We start from the raw sequence: 20,170 nt of genomic DNA on the forward strand, positions 1-20,170 counted from the left end.
TCCATCACCGGCACCAATGAAGCCCCCGATGCCAGAGACGATGGCCTCAGCAGCCAGCAGAGTGTCACCCTCGATGGGGAGAACTGGGAGACCAGCAGCGATATCAAGGTGGATTACTATGTCATCGATGCGACAACCGGATTGAAAGTCGCCGATGCCGAGAAGTCGGATTACACCGGTGACGGCAACCATCGCTTCGGCGTGAAATCAGACATCGAACAACCTGGGGCTGATCAGGTACAGGCGGGACAGATTGGCTACCTGGACAGTGAAGACAAGAGCGAGGCCATGCGCTTTACCTTCCAACAGGGGCAGGTCGCCAACCACGCCACCATCGATATCAAGAGCTTGTGGTCTGATCGTGCCAGTGGGGGTTGGGAGCCAGGTTGTGAGCGTGGTGTCTGGAAGGTCTTCTACAAAGGAGAGCTGATCGCGAGCGGCATCTTTGAAGGCACTTCGGGTGGTAAGCAAACCCTCCAAATTGACGCCGGCGGCCGCTATTTCGACAGCATAGAGATGTCGGCGATTGGCTATAAAGATGGCATCGTCGATCCGCAAGGCTCCGAGTACTTTATCACCAAGGTCACGGCGGACCTGACCCATTTCGATCAAGCATTCCAGACCAACGAGACCGGCAGCCTCTCCCTCGACGTGTTGAACAATGATTCGGATCCCAATCAGGATGAGATCAGCATCGTAGAGGGCAGCTACCCGGACTACATTACCCTGGTGAATGGCAAGCTGTTCTTCGATGCAGCCAAATACCTGCAAACCTTGCCGGTGGGACAACGTGACTTGCGCCCTGGAGAGGCCAAATCTATCGAGTTTGAATACAGCATCCGTGATACGCATGGGGCGACCGACAAGGCCAAAGTCAATGTCACCATCATTGGGGATCCCCTCTCCGACGCGGCCCCGCTGCATGTAGAGTTGCAGGAAAGCGATCTGGGCAAGGGAAACCCGGCTCACAGCGAAGGCATGCTGCCCGGTGCCCATGAGGCGACCCCTCACACTTATCAGTTTGCCGCGCAACAGAGTGGTGCCGATGTCCACAGTGGTGGTAATTCCCTCAGCTATGAGGTCAGTCTGGATGGTCTGCAGCTGACTGGATTCATCATGGAAGGGGGGCAGAAGGTCAATGTGCTGGTTGCACAACTGGATCCGCAGAATGGCTCCTACCAGTTGGATCTCTTCAGGCCGCTGGATCATAGCCTCCCCGGCAAGGACCTGATCTCACTCCCCTTCGACATGAATATCCAGGTGGGAAATCAGCTGACCCAAGAGCAATTGATCGTCGATATCGTCGACAGCGCCCCCAATCCGGTTTCCATCACCCATTCGGTCGGCGATGTGGCGCCACAGTCCAACTCCGTCATCATCGCGCTGGACATGTCCGGCTCGATGAATGACAACGTGCGCGATAGCAACGGTCAGTGGACAACCCGCTGGTCGATCTCCCAGCAGGCAATCAAGGCGATGTTCGCCCAATACGACAAGATGGGAGACGTACAGTTCAAAATTGCGACTCATGCGGGTTATCCGGACGGTCAAACTTCAGGCTGGCTGCACTCTCTGGACGATATCCAGAAATTCTTCGACACCCTATCCCCGGCAGGCTGGACACCCTATTACCAGGCGCTGAACCAGGTCGACGCCATTCTGGGCAATCAGCAGGATCAGGTCGCCATGGAGGGTACCAACAAACAGTTCTATTTCCTCTCCGATGGCGCCCCCTCTGACTTCGGCTATTGGGCCAGCGGTGCCTACAAATCCCAGGAAATACGTGAGCGGCTGATGAGTGGTATCAGCCCGGATGAGGTGGGCGGTGAGCAACATTATCAGGATCTGCTCAATGGCAGGGTATCGCCGACCAAGGCCGAGCAGTTCCTTATCCTGGGCGAATCCATGGATCACATCATGGATAAACACGGCCACCCCTTTGACAACATGAACATGCTGGCCATCGGCAAGAGTGCCTCACTCGAATATCTGGATCCGTTGGCAGGTAAGAATGGAACTGCCATACAGGTAGAAAATGATGCCGATGTCACCAGTATTCTGACCGAGTCAGTCCCGGGCCAGTTGCACGGTGATGTCACCCAGCACGCCATCGAGGGGGAATGGGTACAAAGCCTGCACTACGATGGCCGAACCTACTTCTATGACCAAGCCAAAGGCGGCATCTTCGTCCATAACAACGATACCGAGAGCAAGGTGGTCGATGGCGCCAAGCTATCGCTTGATACGACCAACGGCAAACTGGTTCTAAATTTTGAAACAGGGCAATACGACTATCAGGCCAAAGATGTGCATGGCAATGGGCAGGACAAGTTCCTCTTCACCTTGCGAGATGGGGATGGCGATACTGCGGACACCGCTCTGGTTATCGACGTCACGGATCTGCAAGGAGGTATCACCCCATCACCGCTCATGAATGAGGCGCCCACTGCGTTTGCACCGTCCGCCCGGTTCCTCGCGTCAGAGCAGCAAGATGAACTTATCGAACTACCCGCCAACTATCCTCCTGCGGACTCAACCCACGCGGTGGAGAGCCTGACCACGACGGATCTGGTCATCCATGATCTGCTTGCCCATGATGACATGGAGACTCTGCTCACACAGGTTGCACCGACCACTCAAGACTCGGGAAGTGTTGCCAACGCGTTGAGCAGCGTGACGACACCAGCGAACCTGGGGAGCGATATAGCCGATTTGAACAGTCATACCATGCCAAATCCGATATTGGATGAATTGCTGTCACAGCAGCAATTTATTCAGTAATCACCCATATAACGGTCCCCTCCCTAATCGTTGGGGGCCGTTGATATCAACCTGTCACCACCCCATCCCCGCTCGCACCCGGCGAAACAGCCGGCCGCTCACAGTTTCAGATCCGAATTCGACGTATCATTTCACCCTCGTCACCTCAAGATCAAAGAGGCGTGTTCTCCTGATACAACCTGAACTTAACTGCGAGCCGACCAAGATGAAGCAGACTTTACTCTCCCTGACCCTGGCCAGCCTGCTGGCACTGCCGGCGTTTCTCCCCTCCGCAGCCTGGGCTGCCCCGGTGCGCTCCCTGCAAAAAGAGCAGAATTACGATCAGTACATCAGCAAGCGCCAGGTGGTGGATCAGCTGCTGGCGGATGCCTTGCACATCTTCAAGTCGCCAGCCCGCGTCTCGGACGCCGGTTTCACCGCCAAGATGCCGAGCAACATGGAGCTGGTCACCGAGCTGTTGCTGCAGGCCTATCAACTCGAGCCCTATCGCACCGACTTGCTGATCTCGGCGGCCAACGCCCAGATCTACAACGGCAACGTGGACAGGGCCATCAGCCTGTTCGAGCAGGCATTAGTCGCTGCGCCGGACGACCTGGATCTCAACACCTATCTCGCCACCTGGCAGCGTTTCAAGGGCAATCAGGCCAAGGCCGATGGCTATTTCAAGCGGGTGACTGAGCTCAATGGTGGGCGCGCCGCCGATCTGCAGCGCATCTTCGACACGGTGGACAGGGTCAACTCCACCCCACTCAAGGAGCAGCAGGGACGGGGCGAGAAGAAGGGGCGCCGCGCCATCGTCACCCTGGGTTATGCCCTCAATCCCGATGGCAGCATGCACGACATCCTGCTGGGGCGACTCGAAACCACCCGGGCGCTGGCCCAGGCCAACCCGGCGGCGCTGATCATCCTGACTGGCGGCGTGCCCCAGAACCGCCAGACCGAGGGCAAGCTGATGGCCGACTGGCTGGTGAAGAAGGGGATAGATCGCTCCCGTATCATCGAGGAGAACTACGCCACCAGCACGGTGGAGAACGCCCTCTACAGCGGTTATGCCCTCGCCCGTCACCAGATTGAGTACGCGACCCTGGTGAGTTCCGCCAGCCACGTGCGCCGGGGCCAGACCCTGCTGGAAATCGCCTGCTGGCAGAGCGGCCCGGCCGGGATCCAGATAGACAGTGTCAGCTACCCGGACAAGCCATTATCTAGCCTGGCCAAGGTGAGCGATGGCGAGCTGCTCGGCATCTACCGCGACGCCCTGCGCACCTATGGCCTCTGGAGCTATCGTTCGGCGCCACTGATCGAGCGTTGATCAGCAGCGTCTCGGGGCTCTGATCGCCCTGATCGCCCTGATCGCCCTGATCGCCCTGATCGCCCTGATCGCCCTGATCGCCCTGATCGCCACAATTGTTAGGGCTAGGGCTAGCCATACCACAGCAACCCGTCCACTGGCGGGTTGCTGCTATCGGGCCGTCCAGGCTACCCGCCGATTAGAGCCCCTGTCCGATCTTCCCTATGTTGCCCCTGCCTTTTATCGTCGATTTCCTTCCGTACCTTCCTCCCGCACTTTCCTTCCGCCAGAAAGCCCGATTGCCGGCGTGCGAATAACCTCTTCACATTCCGGCATATCTCAATTACCTCATTGATTCGCTGCTCTTTTTCTAAGAACCATAACTCATGACTGCTGTCTTCTCGTTCCTTCATTCCCCACCCTGTTTCGGGAAAAGATGTGCTCTCTATCACCCGAATGAAGGAACGGCATCATGGCAGGAAAAGGAACTTCTCTCTGGCTGGCGGCGCTCGCTCTGGTCACACAATCGGCCCTGGCGGTCGAGGTCACCGTCGCTTACCAGACCTCGGCCGAGCCCGCCAAGGTCGCCCAGGCCGACAACACCTTCGCCAAGCAGAGCGGCGCCAAGGTGGACTGGCGCAAGTTTGACAGCGGCGCTAGCGTGGTGCGGGCGCTGGCCTCGGGCGACGTGCAGATAGGCAATATAGGCTCCAGCCCGCTGGCGGTGGCCGCGAGCCAGAATGTGCCCATCGAGGTGTTCCTGCTCGCCTCCAAGCTCGGCGAATCCGAGGCGCTGGTGGTGAAGCAAGGACTCGCTAACCCCCAGGATCTGGTGGGCAAACGCATCGCCGTGCCCTACAGCTCCACCACTCACTACAGCCTGCTGGCCGCCCTCAAGCACTGGGGCGTCGATCCGGCCAAGTTGCAGATAGTGAACCTGCAACCGCCGGCCATCATCGCCGCCTGGCAGCGCGGTGACATCGACGGGGCCTATGTGTGGGCGCCGGCCCTCAACCAGCTCGTCAAGGAGGGCAAGGTGCTGACCGACTCGGCTCAGGTGGGGCAATGGGGCGCACCGACCCTGGATGTCTGGGTGGTCCGCAAGGACTTCGCCAAGGCCCATCCCGAGGTGGTACAGGCCTTCGTCAACAGCACCCTGGCGGCCCAGCGCGGCTATCTGGACAATCCCGATAGCTGGCTGGCCAAGCCGGACAACCTCGACAAGCTGGCTCGCCTGAGCGGCGTGCCCGAGTCCGATGTGCCCGAGCTGGTCAAGGGCAACACCTACCTGGATGCCCGTGCCCAAAGCGCCGAGCTGAGCGGCCTGGTCAACCAGACCATCATCGACACGGCCCGCTTCCTCAAGGCCCAGGGCAAGGTGCCAAGCGCCGCCGCCGACTACAGCCAGTTCGTGACCGACCGCTTCGTGAAGTCACTGCCCCAATAAGCCACAGGAGACGATCATGCTGCAGCTCTCTTATGTGTCAGCTGAGTACGCTAGCAGGAAGGTGCTCGACAACATCAGTCTCTGCCTCGAACCGGGGGAGTTGATGGTGGTGCTCGGTCCCTCCGGCTGCGGCAAGACTACCTTGCTCAACCTGGTGGCAGGCTTCGAGCCCTGCCATCAGGGCCAGATAAGCCTGGGGGGCGAGCGGGTGACGGGCCCTGGCGCCGAGCGCGGCGTGGTATTCCAGAGTGAGGGGTTACTTCCCTGGCGCAACGTGCAGGACAACGTCGCCTTCGGTCTGCAACTGGCCGGGGTGCCCAAGGCCAGTCGCCATGAGCAGGCGCAAGCCCTGCTGCGCCAGGTGGGGTTGGAAGGGGCCGGCGAGCGCGCCATCTGGCAGCTCTCCGGCGGCCAGCGTCAGCGGGTCGGCATCGCCCGCGCCCTGGCGACCCAGCCGCAGCTGTTGTTGCTGGACGAGCCGTTTGGCGCACTGGACGCCTTCACCCGGGAGCAGATGCAGACCCTGCTATTGCGTTTGTGGCACCAGGGCCGCCGTCAGGTGCTGCTCATCACCCACGACATCGAGGAGGCGGTGTTTCTGGCAACCGATCTGGTGCTGCTCTCCCCCTCCCCCGGCCGGGTGATGGAGAGGCTCACCCTGAACTTCGGTCGCCGCTTCGCCGCGGGGGAACCCTGCCGCAGCATCAAATCCGATCCGGCCTTTATCGAGCGACGTGAGTACGTGCTCAGCCGGGTGTTCGAGCAGCGGGAGGCGTTCGCATGATAATGCTCCTCACCCGACAACTGCATCTTCGTGGGCGCGCCCTGCGCTGGCCGCTGCCACGGCGACTGAGCCTGAGTATCGCGACCCTAGTTGCCTTGCTGGCCCTCTGGTGGCTGGTGGCCCGCCTCGGCTGGATAGATCCGCTGTTCCTGCCGCCCCCGGCCCAGGTACTGGCCCAGCTCATCACCATTGCAGGGCCGCAGGGCTTTATGGACGCCACCCTGTGGCAGCATCTGGGGGCGAGCCTCGGCCGCATCCTGGTCGCATTGGCGGCGGCGGCGGTGTTTGGCATCGCGGCTGGCATCGCCATGGGGCTGAGCCCCACGGTGCGCGGGGTACTGGATCCCCTCATCGAGCTCTACCGGCCTGTGCCGCCGCTCGCCTACCTGCCGCTGATGGTGATCTGGTTTGGCATCGGCGAGACCGCCAAGGTGCTGCTCATCTATCTGGCCATCTTCGCCCCGGTGGCCATGGCGACCCTGGCCGGGGTGCAGAGCGCCCAGCCGGTGCGACTGCGGGCGGCCCGGGCACTCGGCGCCACCAGGGCGCAGGTGCTGTGGCACGTGATTCTGCCGGGGGCGCTGCCGGAGATCCTCACCGGGCTACGTATCGGCCTCGGGGTGGGCTGGTCGACTCTGGTGGCGGCCGAGTTGATTGCCGCCACTCGGGGCATGGGCTTTATGGTGCAATCTGCCGGCGAGTTTCTCGCCACCGATGTGGTGCTGGCAGGCATTCTGGTGATCGCGGTGATCGCCTTCGTATTGGAATTGGGGCTACGCGCATTGCAGCGCAGGCTGACACCCTGGCATGGAGAAATACAATGAATGACAAGCTGACCATCACACCGCTCGGCCCCCATGGTGAACGTCCAAATCGCCATCACACCGAAACTGGGTTGACGCACATTGCCGCGCAGGCTGACGTCCCGACATCCCATGGAGAAAGACAATGAGCGACAAGCTGACCATCACACCGCTCGGGCCTCATATCGGCGCCGAAATTGCCGGCCTCACTCTGGCCGAGCCCCTGACCCAGGGCCAATTCGAGCAGCTCCACCGGGCGCTGCTCAAGTACCAAGTGCTGTTCCTGCGGGATCAGCCCATCACCCCAAGACAGCAGCGGGCGTTGGCGAATCGCTTCGGGGACTTGCACATCCACCCCGTCTATCCCCACAGCGAGGAGGCCGAGGAGATCATCGTGCTCGACACCCACGACGACAACCCGCCGGACAACGACAACTGGCACACCGACGTGACCTTTATCGAGACGCCGCCGGCGCTGGCCATCCTGGCTGCCAAGCAGTTGCCACCGAGCGGGGGCGATACCCTCTGGGCCAGCGGCATCGCGGCGCTGGCGGCCCTCTCCCCGCCGTTGCAGAAACTGCTGGCGGGGCTGGAGGCGGAGCACGACTTCACCAAGTCCTTCCCGGCCCATCGCCACAACGGCAGCGAGGAAGAGCGCCAGCGCTGGCAGGCGGCGGTGGCCAAGAACCCGCCCCTGCGCCACCCGGTGATCCGCACCCACCCGGTGAGCGGGCGGCAGGCGCTGTTCGTCAACGAGGGCTTTACCACCCGCTTGCCGGACTTGCCCGCCCGGGAGAGCGAGGCGCTGCTCGGTTTCCTGTTCGATCACATCACCCGCCCCGAGTTTCAGGTGCGCTGGCGCTGGCAGGAGAACGACATCGCCATCTGGGACAACCGTGTGACCCAGCACTATGCCAACGCCGACTACCTGCCGGCGCGGCGGGTGATGCATCGGGCCACCATCCTCGGGGACAAGCCCTTCTGGCGCGCGTCCTGAAGCACTGACATAGCGAGCGCCCATAAGAAAGCCCGCCGATTGGTGGGCTTTTTGCGCGGCAGCAAAGGCCGGCGTCAGGCCTTGAACTCCAGCACGGGATTGAAACCACCGTAGATCATGCGGGCGCCATCGAATGGCATCTGCTGATGCATGGGACTGGCCGGATCCATCCTCGGATCCTGCATCATCTTTTGCATCGCCTCGTCCCGGGTGGCCTTGTCCGGCCACTCCACCCAGGAGAAGACCACGGTCTCGTCTTCCTTGGCCGCCACGGCGCGGTAAAAATCGGTCTGCTTGCCATGGGGTACGTCGTCTCCCCAGCACTCCAGCACCCGGGTCGCACCGAGCTCGAGGAAAATGGGATCTATGTATTTTGCATGCTCGATCATGGCCTGCTTGTTCGCCGTGGGCACGGCAATCACGAATCCATCTACGTATGACATGAGACTCTCCTCCTTATTGAGGATCTCAGCATAGCAATGGGTGCCGCCCGCCGCGCCCTTCCGGCTACCGTCCAATCAGGCGGCGATCAGCCGCTCCAGATCGCTGCGGCTCAGGTGTTTGGTATCCACCTTCACATAGAGGGAGCGCTCTTCGGCGACCAGCAGCACGTCGCTCACCCCGTCGCAGGCGCGGATCTTCTGCTCCAGCGCCGCCGTGGCATCGACGCCCTCGGGCAGCAGGATGCGCAGACTGCTGACATAGGGCGGCTCCTGCATGGTGAGGCTGACCCCGAGCCAGAGCAGCGCCAGCACGGCGCAGCTGCCAAATACCAGAGGTGCACCGCCAATGCTATAGAGCAGGCCACCCAGGCTGCCGCCGATGGCGACTCCGATAAACTGGCTGGTGGAGTAGACCCCCATGGCGGTGCCCTTGTAACCAGGGGGCGACTCCTTGCTGATAAGCGATGGCAGCAATGCCTCCATCACGTTGAAACCGATGAAGAAGATCTGCAGTCCCAGGAGCAGACCCCAGAGCTGCAGTCCCGCCTGCCAGAGCACCACTTCGGCGATGAGCATCACCAGCACGCAGAGCTGGAATACCTGTTTCATCTGCCGGCGCTTCTCGGCATAGAGGATGAAGGGCACGACGCTGACAAAAGCGATCAGCATGGTCACCAGATAGGCCTGCCACTGACTGTCTCGGGGCAAACCCGCCTGTTCGAGTAAAGGCGGCAGCGCCACGAAGCTCGACATCAACAAGGTGTGCACGCAGAGGATGCCGAGGTTGAGTTTGAGCAGACGGGGATTGGCCAGCACGGTGCGGATCCCCCCCTTTACCAGCGCCGACTCACGGTTGAGCAGGTGGCTCGTCGGAGTGGGTACCCACCACAGGGTGATGCCGATCCCCCCCAGCGCCAGCAGAGCAATCATCCAGAACAGGCCGGACAAGCCCAGGGCGTGGGTGATGACGGGGCCGGTCACCATGGCGATGGCGAAGGTGATGCCAAAGCTCACCCCGATGAAGGCCATGGCCTTGGTGCGGTTCTGCTCGCGGGTGAGATCCGAGAGCAGCGCCATGACGGCGGCAGAGATGGCGCCGCTACCCTGCAGGGCGCGGCCGACGATGACGCCCCAGATGGAGTCGCTGAGGGCGGCGATGACGGCGCCGAGGGCAAACATCAGCAGACCGCCGACGATCAGCGGCTTTCTGCCGATGCGATCGGAGAGCAGCCCGAACGGGATCTGGAACAGGGCCTGGGTCATGCCGTAGATGCCGATGGCCAGACCGATCAATGCCTCGGAGGCGCCCGCCAGGGACATGCCATAGGTGGTCAATACTGGCAGCACCATAAACATGCCGAGCATGCGTAGTGAGAAGACGGAGCCGAGCGCCCAGGTGGCGCGGCGCTCGCCCCTCGTCATGGTGAAATCATTCATGATGGCCTCGATAGGTCAAAGAGAAGAGAGACTCAAAGGGCTGATGGCACAAGGCAGGCCACAGCCGACAAACTGGATAAACGCCCCGCAAGGGGGCCTCATAATAACAGAGCCGGGAAAGTTCCCGGCTCTGGATTCTACTGATTTTCCTGTGTCACATCACAACACCGGGCCCGGACTAACGGTGCCTCAGGGCAGCATGCTCACCAGCACCGGCGTCGCATCCGGCTGGAAGTCCACCGACATCATCACGCTCAGGCAGGTGATGGTGACGATGGAGAACATGAACAGCTTGCGGGCCCAGAGGGAGTCATCGACCGCCTGCTTGTAACCCGACAGCGCCATCCCCAACCACCAGACACTCACCGCGGTGGCGACGATCAGGTACTTGTAACCGGCGTAACCGCCGAGAAACAGCATCAGGGTCGGCACCATAAAGGCCAGGATGTAAAGGGTGATGTGGTGTTTGGCCACGGAGATCCCCTTCACCACCGGCAACACCGGGATGTTGGCGGCCTGGTAATCCTTGAAGCGGAAGATGGCAATCGCATAGGAGTGCGGCATCTGCCACAGGCTGAAAATAGCCAGCAGGATCAGGGCACCGGAGTCGAACTGGCCGCTCACCGCGCAGTAGCCGATGACGGGTGGTGCGGCGCCGGAGAGGCTGCCGACCAGGGTGCCATAGACCGAATGGCGTTTCATGTAGAGGCTGTAGACCCCCACATAAACCAGGAAGCCCAGCACTGCCAGCAAGGCGGCCAACGGATTGGCCGCAAAGTAGAGCAGTGCAATGCCCGCAACGCCCAGCGCGCTCGCATACCAGAGCGAGACGCCAGGGGCGATCAACCCCTTCACCAGGGCGCGGTTCTTGGTCCGCTCCATGATGCAGTCGATGTCCCGGTCGATGTAGTTGTTGAACACACAGCCGGAGGCGACCACCAGTGACACCCCCACCATGGTCAGGATGAACAGGGGAACGTCCAGGCTCCCCTTCGAGGCCAGCAGGAAGCCTCCGATAACCGAGATAAGGTTACCGAAGATGATGCCCGGCTTGGTCACTTGCAGGTATTGCTTCATCATCACATCAACCCGCTTAGTGAATCATCATGTTGACGTTGAGGTTGTACATGATCCACAGGGAACCCACCACGACTATGGCGATGATGAGCACGGTAAACACCAGTGCTATCAGGTTCCAGCGCTCCTCTGACGAGGTGTTCATGTGCAGGAAGTACGCCAGATGCACGAAGATCTGGATCACCGCCGTGGCCACCACAGTACCCAGCACCATGGCGTGGGAGGCGCTGCCGTCCATCACCATCCAGAACGGGATCGCGGTCAGGATGACCGACAGCACGAAACCGATCAGATATGACTTGGCACTGCCGTGGCTGGCGCCGTGATTATCGACTGCTACGTGAGTACTCATTTACATTGCCCCCATCAGATAGACCACTGTGAAGACGCAGATCCACACCACGTCAAGGAAGTGCCAGAACAGGCTCAGGCACATCAGGCGAGTACGGTTGCGCTCGGTCAGCCCCTTCTTGGATACCAGCACCATCATCACGATGATCCAGATAAGACCACTGGTCACGTGGATACCGTGAGTACCGACCAGGGTGAAGAAGGCAGACAGGAACCCACTGCGCTGCGGACCGAAGCCCTCGGCGATCAGGTGATGGAACTCGTAGATTTCCATGGCGATGAAGCCGGCGCCGAGCAAGAAGGTTACCAGCAGCCAGCCGTTGACGGCCGCCACCTTGTTCTTGTTCATCGCCAGCATGCCGAAACCGAAGGTGATGGAGCTAAACAGCAGCAGCATGGTTTCGGCGAACACGAACGGCAGCTCGAAAATATCCTTGCCGCTCGGACCGCCGGCGGTGCCGTTGACCAGGACTGCATAGGTTGCGAACAGGGTCGCAAACAAGATGCAGTCACTCATCAGGTAGATCCAGAAACCGAACACCTTGGTGGCACCGGCATCATGGTGCCCATGATCGTCATGGGCGCCGTGAGTGTGATGTAGAACGTCAGTTGCCATAGCGTCAGGCTACCTTGTTGATGTTGTCGAAATGCTGACCTTCGATGCGCTCGATCTCGTCAACTTGTACGTAGTAGTCCACATCCTCGTTGAAGCTGTGGATGATCCAGGTGGCTACCATGCCGACGAAGCCGGCGATGGCCATCCACCAGATGTGCCAGATCATGGCAAAGCCAAACACCACGCTGAGTGCGGCAATGACGACACCGGCACCGGAGTTCTTGGGCATGTGGATGGGGGCATACTGGGCCGGCTGGCGATAGGCGCTACCGTCCTCTTTCGCTTCCCAGAAGGCATCAAGACCCTTGATCTTCGGTTCGATGGCGAAGTTGTAGAACGGCGGCGGCGAGGAAGTCGCCCACTCCAGGGTACGGCCACCCCAAGGATCGCCGGTCCAGTCACGGTTCTTCTCGCGGTCACGAATACTGACCACCACTTGAATCACCTGACACAAGACACCGATGGCAATCAGGCCGGCACCGCAAGCGGCCACCACCAGCCAACCGTGGAACTCGGGATCGATGTTCTGGCTGACCCGACGGGTCATGCCCATGAAGCCCAGCACATAGAGCGGCATGAAGGCCACGAAGAAGCCGGTGATCCAGAACCAGAACGCACGCTTGCCCCAGACATCATCCAGCTTGAAGCCGAATGCCTTCGGGAACCAGTAGGTGATACCGGCGAAGCAACCGAACACGACGCCGCCGATGATGACGTTGTGGAAGTGGGCGATCAGGAACAGGCTGTTGTGCAGCACGAAGTTGGCGGCCGGTACCGAGAGCAGTACCCCGGTCATGCCACCGACGGTGAAGGTGATGATGAAGCCGACGGTCCACAACATGGGCGAGGTGAACTCGATGCGACCGCGATACATGGTGAACAGCCAGTTGAAGATCTTCACCCCGGTCGGGATGGAGATGATCATGGTGGTGATGCCGAAGAAGGCATTCACGTTGGCGCCGGATCCCATGGTGAAGAAGTGGTGCAACCAGACCACGAAGGAGAGCACGGTAATGGCCACGGTGGCCCACACCAGCGAGGTGTAACCGAACAGCTTCTTCTTGCAGAAGGTCGCCACGATTTCGGAGAAGATCCCGAACACCGGCAGCACCAGGATATACACCTCGGGGTGACCCCAGGCCCAGATCAGGTTGATGTACATCATCATGTTGCCACCCATGTCATTGGTAAAGAAATGGGTGCCGAGGTAACGGTCTGCGGTGAGCAGGGCGATGGTGACGGTCAGGATCGGGAAGGAGGCGATGATCAGGATGTTGGCGCAAAGAGCCGTCCAGGTGAACACCGGCAGACGCATCATGGTCATGCCAGGAGCACGCATCCTGATGATGGTGGCAAAGAAGTTGACACCGGTCAGCAGGGTACCCAGACCCGAGATCTGCAGACTCCAGATCCAATAATCGACCCCGACGCCCGGACTGAAGTCCACGCCCGACAAGGGCGGATAAGCCAGCCAACCGGTCTGGGCGAATTCGCCGACCGCCAGGGAGACGTTGATCAGCACCACGGCCGCGGCGGTAAACCAGAAGCTCAGGTTGTTCAGGAAGGGGAAGGCGACGTCACGGGCACCGATCTGCAACGGCACCACTATGTTCATCAAGCCGATCACCAGTGGCATGGCCACGAAGAAGATCATGATGACGCCGTGGGCGGTGAAGATCTGGTCGTAGTGGTGCGGCGGCAGTATGCCTTCCCCACCGGCGGACGCCATGACCTGCTGGGTACGCATCATCACCGCATCGGCGAAGCCGCGCAGCAGCATGACCATCCCTAAGATGAGATACATGATACCGAGGCGCTTGTGATCCACCGAGGTGAACCACTCTTTCCACAGATATTGCCACTTGCCGAAATAGGTGATCAGCCCGGCGATCGCCAGCCCACCCAATATGATACCGGCTATCGTGACCATGATTATGGGTTCATGGTACGGGATAGCTTCGAGTGTTAACTTTCCAAACATCGATTATTCCTCGGATCCTGCTTTCACACTCTTGTCATCCATCGGCATGGCCATGTGCCCGGCATGATCTTCATGCCCAGCCTCTGCCATGTCGCCGTGATCCATGTCGGCCATGTCCATCTCGTCGTCATGCTTGCCGGCAGCGTCGTGTTGCATGCCCTTGTGGTCAGCCGGTTTCATGTCACCCATGAACTTGTTGATCACGTTGACGAACAGCTTGGGATCAGCGCTCGCGAAGTACTCCACCGGGTGGTTTTCGCTCTTCTTCGCCAGCACATCGAACTCACCCATGGTGTTGAGCATCTTGGGAGACTGCTTGACCTTGGCAACCCAGGCATCAAATCCGGCTTGATCCGTTGTGGCGATGGCCTTGAACTTCATGCCGGAGAAACCGGCGCCGCTGTAGCTGCCCGAAATTCCCTTGTACTGACCCGCCTCGTTGGCAATCAGATGCAACTTGGTCTGCATCCCCGCCATGGCATAGATCTGACCACCCAGTTGCGGGATGAAGAAGGAGTTCATCACGGTGTCGGAGGTCACCCGGAAGTTGACCGGGGTATTGACCGGGAAGGCCAATTCGTTGACCGAGGCAATGCCCAGTTCCGGATAAACAAACAGCCATTTCCAGTCGAGGGAAATAACATCGACCTGGATCGGTTTGACGTCCGATACCAATGGTTTGTATGGGTCCAGTTCGTGGGAAGTTTTCCAGGTAATCACCGCCAGAATGGCGACAATAATGACGGGGACGGTCCAGACAACCGCTTCAATCTTGTTGGAGTGAGACCAATCCGGGGTATATTTGGCGGAGGTGTTGCTTGCTCTGTATTTACGAGCAAATGCCACCGTCATAATAATCACAGGAATCACTACAATTAACATCAGACCGAGTGCGGTTAATATTAGTGACTTCTGCTCCAGACCAACCTGCCCTTTGGGGCTCATCAGAGCCATGTCGCAGCCACTCAGCAAGCCAGTAGTCGCGATCAACAGCAAAGCGCCCAAGCCCCTCTGTACATCATAAGGTCTCATGCAATACCCTCATCTTTTCAAGGCTTATTGGTATAATAAAAATGCAGCATTTTATTGCATCAGACCGACATGTGAACAACATGAAAAATTAATCTGAAATATGTTTTTTGTTTGGTATGAAGATGCGCCAGATGTTAAATGCTTGACATCGACACTTTTTATACAGCGACAAATTACAAATTCATCCTTTGTTGATTTCATTTCGATCCCTCTTCGAGCAACAACTGGGCAATAGTCGCATTTCCCCTTAATGTTGTCATGGTCAATATGACCACTTTTCCCTGCCAAATCTCTTTCCAGTACATTTATCAACCAATCAAACTTTGATCTGGTCATGGTAAATGATGAAATAAAATAATAATTAATTAATTAATCATACATCTGTGTGATTAACTTCCAGATGACGTTGATTGCAGACTCGAAAGTGACCCACGCTGTTCCAGTGGTTTCATCATTCATCAAAAAAAGTCTCCAACGGAGACCTTTAATTCATCGTTCGCTATTTCCATTCATACCAGGTTCAGCCATGGCAAGCGGGCCGCTTTACCGACTCAGCGATGGGGATGCTCCATCCGGGTCGCAACGGCAATCCGGTTCCAGGCATTGATGGTAACGACCTGCATCAGACACTGGGCCAGCAGGGTCTCGCCGAGCACCGCCAGTGCCTGTTCATAGGTCGCCTCACTCAACCCCTGTCCGGCGATCAGGGTTACCTCGTCGGTCAGGGCCAGCACGGCCCGCTCGCGCGCATCAAACAGCGGGGATTCACGCCAGGCGGCCAGCGCCAGCAGGCGCTGCGGGCTTTCTTGCTGCTTCATTGCCACCTCGGCATGCATCTGGATGCAGTAAGCACAGCCGTTGATCATGGAGGCTCGCAACTTGATGAGCTCCTTCAGCGCGGGAGGAATATCGCTGCCCCCGAGATAGGACTCGAGCCCCATCATGGCCTGAATGGCGGCGGGAGCTTGCTGGGCGAGCTGGATACGATCTGACATGGTAAGACTCCTATTGCGAGATGCCCGTCGCGGGCGATGACGACATTGTTCATCTTCTCGTCGATGAATAGAATATCGGCTAAACCTGCAACAGTTTTGCATTTACCGCAAAGGAGTGCCCATGCTGGATCGCATTCGTATCCTGGCCCAGGTCGTTGAGTCCGGCAGCTTCTCCCGCGCCGCTCGCGCCCTCAATCTGGCCCCCTCCTCGGTGACGCGCACCATAGACACACTGGAACAACAGCTCGGGGTGCCGCTGTTCAAGCGCAGCACCCGCCAGTTGGTGCTGACCGAGCAGGGTGAGTACTTTCTCGCCCGCTCGGTGCGGCTGCTGGAGGAGGCCGATCAGCTGGTACAATCCCTCCAGCCCTTGCATGTAACGCCCCGAGGGCCATTGCGGGTCTCGGTGTTCGAGAGCTTCGGCGCGGCCTGGCTGGCACCGCAACTGCCCGCGTTTCTGGCCCGCTACCCCGAGGTGCGACTGGAGATTGAACTGGACAATCGACTGGTGGATCTCGATGCCGATAACGTGGATGTGGCCGTTCGCATCGGGCGCCCGACCGACAGCAGCCTGCATGCCCGTCGACTGCTGGCCAACCGTACCCTGCTGGTCGCCTCCCCCGCCTATCTGGCGCAGCACGGCAAGCCCAGCCACCCCGATGAGCTGGCCAATCACAATTGCCTGATCCGTGGCCAGGGTCGCCAGCGCCAGCACTGGTATTTCAGCCGTGGGGCGGAGCGGCAAAGGGTCGCGGTGCAGGGCAATCTCGCCTCCATCGGTGGCACACCGCTGCTGTGCGCCGCCCAGGCGGGTTGCGGCCTGCTGTTGCTGTCGAGCTGGATGGTGCAGCAGGGGCTCGATAATGACAGCCTGCAGCGGGTGTTGCCCGACTGGCAGGCCTCCCCCTATGAGGATCGCCACGACGAGATCTATGCGGTATTTCGCGGAGGTCGCTTCTTGAAACCCCAGACCCGGGCCTTTATCGACTTTCTGATAGAAGCGATCGTCCCCTTGCAGGGGGAGCCTCGCTGACGGACGGGAGAGGTGGATTGCCTCGCCTCACCGGCAGTCACAATGATGGGGCGCAATGCCCGACGAGGGGAGCGGCAAGAAAGGGGATCGCCTGATAACAAGAAGCCGGGCAGCGAGCCCGGCTTCTTGTCACCCCAATGGGGTCTTCGTTATCATTTCAATCCGCTTAATGGGGTTTTCGCCCCTCCGGCGCGGCTGAGCTGCTGCGATAGTCGCCATAGGGAAAGACGTTGCGCAGCCGCTGGGCTACCGGCTCAGGGATGGAGCGGGAAAACACCAGCCTGACGCCGCCGCCATCGCGCTGTCCCAGGATCCGGCCCCGTACCGGATCCTGATGCAGGATCTGCTTGGCCTGAGCCAGGAAGGGCGCAGGGACTGTGCCCCGCTTCACCAGCACCTTGCCAGGGGCAAGCCGGATCTCGAACAGCGCGCCACGCCCCAGCGTCATCAACCACCAGATCAGGGCTATCGCTACCAACAAAGACAACCAAGCCATCCTTCCCTCCTTGCAGATCCCTATTTTCGTCAGTATAGGCCGCGCCGGCGGTCGATTATTTGGCGCCAGTCACGCTTTGCTCATCCCCCAGGCCGCTTCCTCAGCAGTCTTTGCCCCAGGCCACCAGCGTCTCGCGATAGAGCGCGAGCAGCGCCTGATCCCGCACCGCCACCCCGACTCGCTGGGCACGATGATCGGCCCACTCGTCATGGGGATGGGACTTGCCATCGAATTTTTGCAGGGTATGGCCGATGGCGGGGCCGCTATCGATGACCCGTACCGGCCCTTCTCGCAGAGTGAACAGGCCCGGATCTATCACGTAGGCGATGGCAGAAGGATCGTGCACATGGCAGCCATCCAGGCCGATCCGCTCCGAATAGAAGCGCAGGTAGAAGCGGCTCACCTCCCACAGGAAACGGCCAGGCTCACCCGCCTCATCACGCAGCGCATCGAGATAGCGACTGCTGAAGAAGCTTTGCTGGGTCACGTCCAGCCCGATGATCACCACCGGCCAATCGGCGGTGAAGACCGCATCCGCCGCCTCGGGATCGTCGTGGATATTAGCCTCGGCATAGGGGGTCACGTTGCCGCGATGACCGTTCACGCCAAAGGCACCTCCCATCACCACCACCTCTTTTACCAGTTGGGTGATCTCCGGCGCCGCCTGCAACGCCAACGCCAGGTTGGTGAGGGGCCCTATGGTGACCAGGGTGATCTCACCGGGGGCGGCTTTGAGCGCCTCGACGATATATTGCCAGGCCGGGCGGGGATCCGCGCTGATGCTCACCTCCCCGGCCGTCACATCCCCAAAGCCGGTGGGGCCGTGTACGACTGTGGTCGGTCCCACAGGTTCCCGCAGCAGTGGCGCCGCGGCACCCTGGGCCACGTCGGCCTTCATGCCATATTTTTGCTTGAGCCAGAGCGCGTTGTGGGTGCCATTTTCGATGGTGGCGTTGCCAAACACAGTAGTGATGGCGAGCAGGTCGATGGCGGGGTGCGCCTCGGCAAAGAGTATTGCCATGGCATCGTCGATGCCGGGATCGGTATCCAGAATGATCTTGTGAGTCATGGGGCCTCCATACGACAGAACTGCCAGTGTAGCCGCCTCCCGCCCGTTTAACAGCGCCCGGATCACAGCCTCGCGGTTTCGTTGGCGCCTCCCCTGCCGGTTGCTGCCATTTTAAGCAAGCGCGGCGAATAAAAAGAGAGACATAACATTCACAGGGTCCGACTGTCGAGATTATGGGCAACCGGACGGGTGCCAGCGGCCGATGCCTTGTGGGCGACTCCAGAGGATGGTATCACTGGCCCCTGCCCATTTATCTCAACCACCTGCCGAGGCACCATAGTGATCACCCTGATTAAAGAGTCTGACCAGCTGAAGATGCTCTGGAAGAACAAGCAGGGCACCACGGCCCAGATCCTCATCTCCCCCAAGGGGGCGACGCTGGACAAACTCGATTTTGATTACCGTCTGAGCTCGGCCCCCATCAAGGCCGCCGGCCCCTTCTCCAAGTTTCCCGGCTATCAACGCATCCTGCTGCCCATCAGCGGCGCTGGCTTCGTGCTCAACGGCCACCCTTACGCCACCCATGAGGCGGCCCATTTTGGTGGCGACGAGGAGACCCACTGCGAATTGCTGAAAAAAGAGGTGACGGATCTTGGGCTCATCTACCATCCCGAACGCATCAGCGCCAACGTGCGGGTGCTGAATGTCCCCTTTCCGCTGACCCTTACCCTGGAGGCTGACAAGACTTACCTCTGTCACCTGCTGAGCGGGCAGCTGGAGGTGCAAGGCCAAAGTGTCGCAGTCAACGAGACGCTGCTGGTCACGGCCGAGGAGAGCATCCGGCTGGAGTGCCAGAAGAAGACGACCATCGCCTTCTTTACCCTGCAGAGCCGATAACAGGAGCGGGCCGAAAAGACGATGGCCATTGCCTTCAAGGCCCAGTCTGGTCGTTAACAGGTACAAAAAAGCCGGGTAGCCCGGCTTTTTTCATGGCAATGCTGGCAAGCGATTTAGCCGACCTTGAAGCTGCCCTTCATCATGGCGAAGTGGCCGGGGAAGGAGCAGAAGAAGGTGAGGTCTTTACCGGCAAGGCCGTCGGTCTTGAAGGTGACACTGGCACTCTCACCGCCGCCCACCAGCTTGGTGTGCGCCAGGATGCGGGCATCTTCCTTGGGCAGATAGTCGTGATCGGCACCGGCGCTCATGCCGGCGGTGGCCACGGCCTGGTAATCGGCGGTGTTTGCCAGTACCCAGTTATGACCCATGGCGGTCACCGGCATCTTGCCCGTGTGATTGATGGTGACAGTCACTTCTTTGCAGGTGGCCGGCACGCTCATCTCTTTGAGGTTGTACTGCATGGCATCATTGCCTTCAATGACCAATGCGCACTCATCGGCCAGGGCCGGGGCTGACATGCCCAATGCAGTCAGAGAGCCCAGAAACAGCAGGGTAATCGCCTTTTTCATCATCTTCTCCTTTGATTGGCAATAGATGGCAACACGCTTGCCTGAAAATCCGCGTCTGCGATGGGCAAAGATGCTGTCAAAATCGATGTTAATTGTACTCAACTGTTGTCAATCGACTATGGCTTTTGCTCAAA

General features: G+C 59.7%; 20 protein-coding genes. 9 read left to right on the forward strand and 11 right to left on the reverse strand.

Annotated elements, in window-relative coordinates:
• The 7 genes from BN1137_RS02755 to tauD all read left to right on the forward strand — a co-directional run.
• Positions 1-2,781 (forward strand): Ig-like domain-containing protein (locus BN1137_RS02755; protein ID WP_157433603.1); only part of this gene is annotated, 2,781 nt, incomplete at its 5' end.
• A 205-nt stretch (positions 2,782-2,986) separates the two neighbouring features.
• Entirely contained in the window at positions 2,987-4,090 is a 1,104-nt protein-coding gene (locus BN1137_RS02760; RefSeq protein ID WP_050717140.1) for a YdcF family protein, read from the forward strand.
• Between the two features lie 451 nt (positions 4,091-4,541).
• Positions 4,542-5,516 (forward strand): taurine ABC transporter substrate-binding protein, encoded by a 975-nt coding sequence (gene tauA, locus BN1137_RS02770; protein ID WP_050717142.1) that lies wholly within the window; start codon positions 4,542-4,544, stop codon positions 5,514-5,516.
• Between the two features lie 16 nt (positions 5,517-5,532).
• Positions 5,533-6,300: a taurine ABC transporter ATP-binding subunit gene (gene tauB / locus BN1137_RS02775; RefSeq protein ID WP_050717143.1), complete on the forward strand. Its 768-nt coding sequence runs from the start codon at positions 5,533-5,535 to the stop codon at positions 6,298-6,300.
• A complete protein-coding gene (gene tauC / locus BN1137_RS02780) occupies positions 6,297-7,124 on the forward strand; it encodes a taurine ABC transporter permease TauC (RefSeq protein WP_050717144.1) in 828 nt (275 codons plus the stop codon). The genes tauB and tauC overlap by 4 nt, the downstream gene beginning before the upstream one ends.
• The gene (locus tag BN1137_RS23000) at positions 7,121-7,252 is read left to right on the forward strand and encodes a hypothetical protein (RefSeq protein ID WP_269745105.1); all 132 of its coding nucleotides are present in this window, start codon (positions 7,121-7,123) and stop codon (positions 7,250-7,252) included. Before tauC ends, BN1137_RS23000 begins: the two co-directional genes overlap by 4 nt.
• Positions 7,249-8,100, forward strand: a complete 852-nt coding sequence (tauD, locus tag BN1137_RS02785; RefSeq protein ID WP_050717145.1) for a taurine dioxygenase — start codon at positions 7,249-7,251, stop codon at positions 8,098-8,100. Before BN1137_RS23000 ends, tauD begins: the two co-directional genes overlap by 4 nt.
• 74 nt (positions 8,101-8,174) lie before the next feature.
• On the opposite strand, the gene BN1137_RS02790 is transcribed toward tauD, so the two are convergent.
• The 8 genes from BN1137_RS02790 to BN1137_RS02825 form a co-directional block, all read right to left on the reverse strand.
• Positions 8,175-8,543, reverse strand: a complete 369-nt coding sequence (locus BN1137_RS02790; protein WP_050717146.1) for a DUF1428 domain-containing protein — start codon at positions 8,541-8,543, stop codon at positions 8,175-8,177.
• 75 nt (positions 8,544-8,618) lie between these two features.
• Positions 8,619-9,980 (reverse strand): MFS transporter, encoded by a 1,362-nt coding sequence (locus tag BN1137_RS02795; RefSeq protein WP_050717147.1) that lies wholly within the window; start codon positions 9,978-9,980, stop codon positions 8,619-8,621.
• 189 nt (positions 9,981-10,169) lie between these two features.
• Positions 10,170-11,063, reverse strand: a complete 894-nt coding sequence (gene cyoE, locus BN1137_RS02800; protein WP_050717148.1) for a heme o synthase — start codon at positions 11,061-11,063, stop codon at positions 10,170-10,172.
• Positions 11,064-11,073: 10 nt separating this feature from the next.
• Complete coding sequence (locus BN1137_RS02805) at positions 11,074-11,409, reverse strand: cytochrome o ubiquinol oxidase subunit IV (RefSeq protein ID WP_050717149.1); 336 nt, start codon at positions 11,407-11,409, stop codon at positions 11,074-11,076.
• Positions 11,410-12,024, reverse strand: a complete 615-nt coding sequence (locus tag BN1137_RS02810; protein ID WP_050717150.1) for a cytochrome o ubiquinol oxidase subunit III — start codon at positions 12,022-12,024, stop codon at positions 11,410-11,412.
• Positions 12,025-12,028: 4 nt separating this feature from the next.
• Positions 12,029-14,005, reverse strand: a complete 1,977-nt coding sequence (gene cyoB, locus BN1137_RS02815) for a cytochrome o ubiquinol oxidase subunit I (protein ID WP_050717151.1) — start codon at positions 14,003-14,005, stop codon at positions 12,029-12,031.
• Positions 14,006-14,008: 3 nt separating this feature from the next.
• Positions 14,009-15,037, reverse strand: a complete 1,029-nt coding sequence (gene cyoA / locus BN1137_RS02820) for a cytochrome o ubiquinol oxidase subunit II (protein WP_083443340.1) — start codon at positions 15,035-15,037, stop codon at positions 14,009-14,011.
• A 551-nt stretch (positions 15,038-15,588) separates the two neighbouring features.
• On the reverse strand, positions 15,589-16,032 hold the full coding sequence (locus BN1137_RS02825) for a carboxymuconolactone decarboxylase family protein (RefSeq protein ID WP_050717153.1): 444 nt from the start codon (positions 16,030-16,032) through the stop codon (positions 15,589-15,591).
• A gap of 121 nt (positions 16,033-16,153) precedes the next feature.
• Here BN1137_RS02825 and BN1137_RS02830 point away from each other — a divergent pair, with 121 nt between their 5' ends.
• Positions 16,154-17,065, forward strand: a complete 912-nt coding sequence (locus tag BN1137_RS02830) for a LysR family transcriptional regulator (RefSeq protein ID WP_050717154.1) — start codon at positions 16,154-16,156, stop codon at positions 17,063-17,065.
• Between the two features lie 166 nt (positions 17,066-17,231).
• On the opposite strand, the gene BN1137_RS02835 is transcribed toward BN1137_RS02830, so the two are convergent.
• Together BN1137_RS02835 and BN1137_RS02840 are read right to left on the reverse strand one after the other, a co-directional pair.
• On the reverse strand, positions 17,232-17,561 hold the full coding sequence (locus tag BN1137_RS02835) for a DUF3634 family protein (protein ID WP_050717155.1): 330 nt from the start codon (positions 17,559-17,561) through the stop codon (positions 17,232-17,234).
• A 100-nt stretch (positions 17,562-17,661) separates the two neighbouring features.
• Positions 17,662-18,630 carry a nucleoside hydrolase gene (locus BN1137_RS02840; RefSeq protein WP_050717156.1) on the reverse strand — a complete coding sequence of 323 codons (969 nt, stop codon included), beginning with the start codon at positions 18,628-18,630 and terminating at the stop codon, positions 17,662-17,664.
• Between the two features lie 279 nt (positions 18,631-18,909).
• Here BN1137_RS02840 and BN1137_RS02845 point away from each other — a divergent pair, with 279 nt between their 5' ends.
• Positions 18,910-19,467, forward strand: coding sequence for a HutD family protein (locus tag BN1137_RS02845; protein WP_050717157.1), 558 nt, complete (start codon positions 18,910-18,912; stop codon positions 19,465-19,467).
• Between the two features lie 113 nt (positions 19,468-19,580).
• On the opposite strand, the gene azu is transcribed toward BN1137_RS02845, so the two are convergent.
• Positions 19,581-20,036: an azurin gene (gene azu, locus BN1137_RS02850; protein ID WP_050717158.1), complete on the reverse strand. Its 456-nt coding sequence runs from the start codon at positions 20,034-20,036 to the stop codon at positions 19,581-19,583.
• Positions 20,037-20,170 lie beyond the last annotated feature (134 nt).

The organism is Aeromonas tecta (genome assembly GCF_000820185.1).
In the GTDB taxonomy this organism is placed as follows: domain Bacteria; phylum Pseudomonadota; class Gammaproteobacteria; order Enterobacterales; family Aeromonadaceae; genus Aeromonas; species Aeromonas tecta.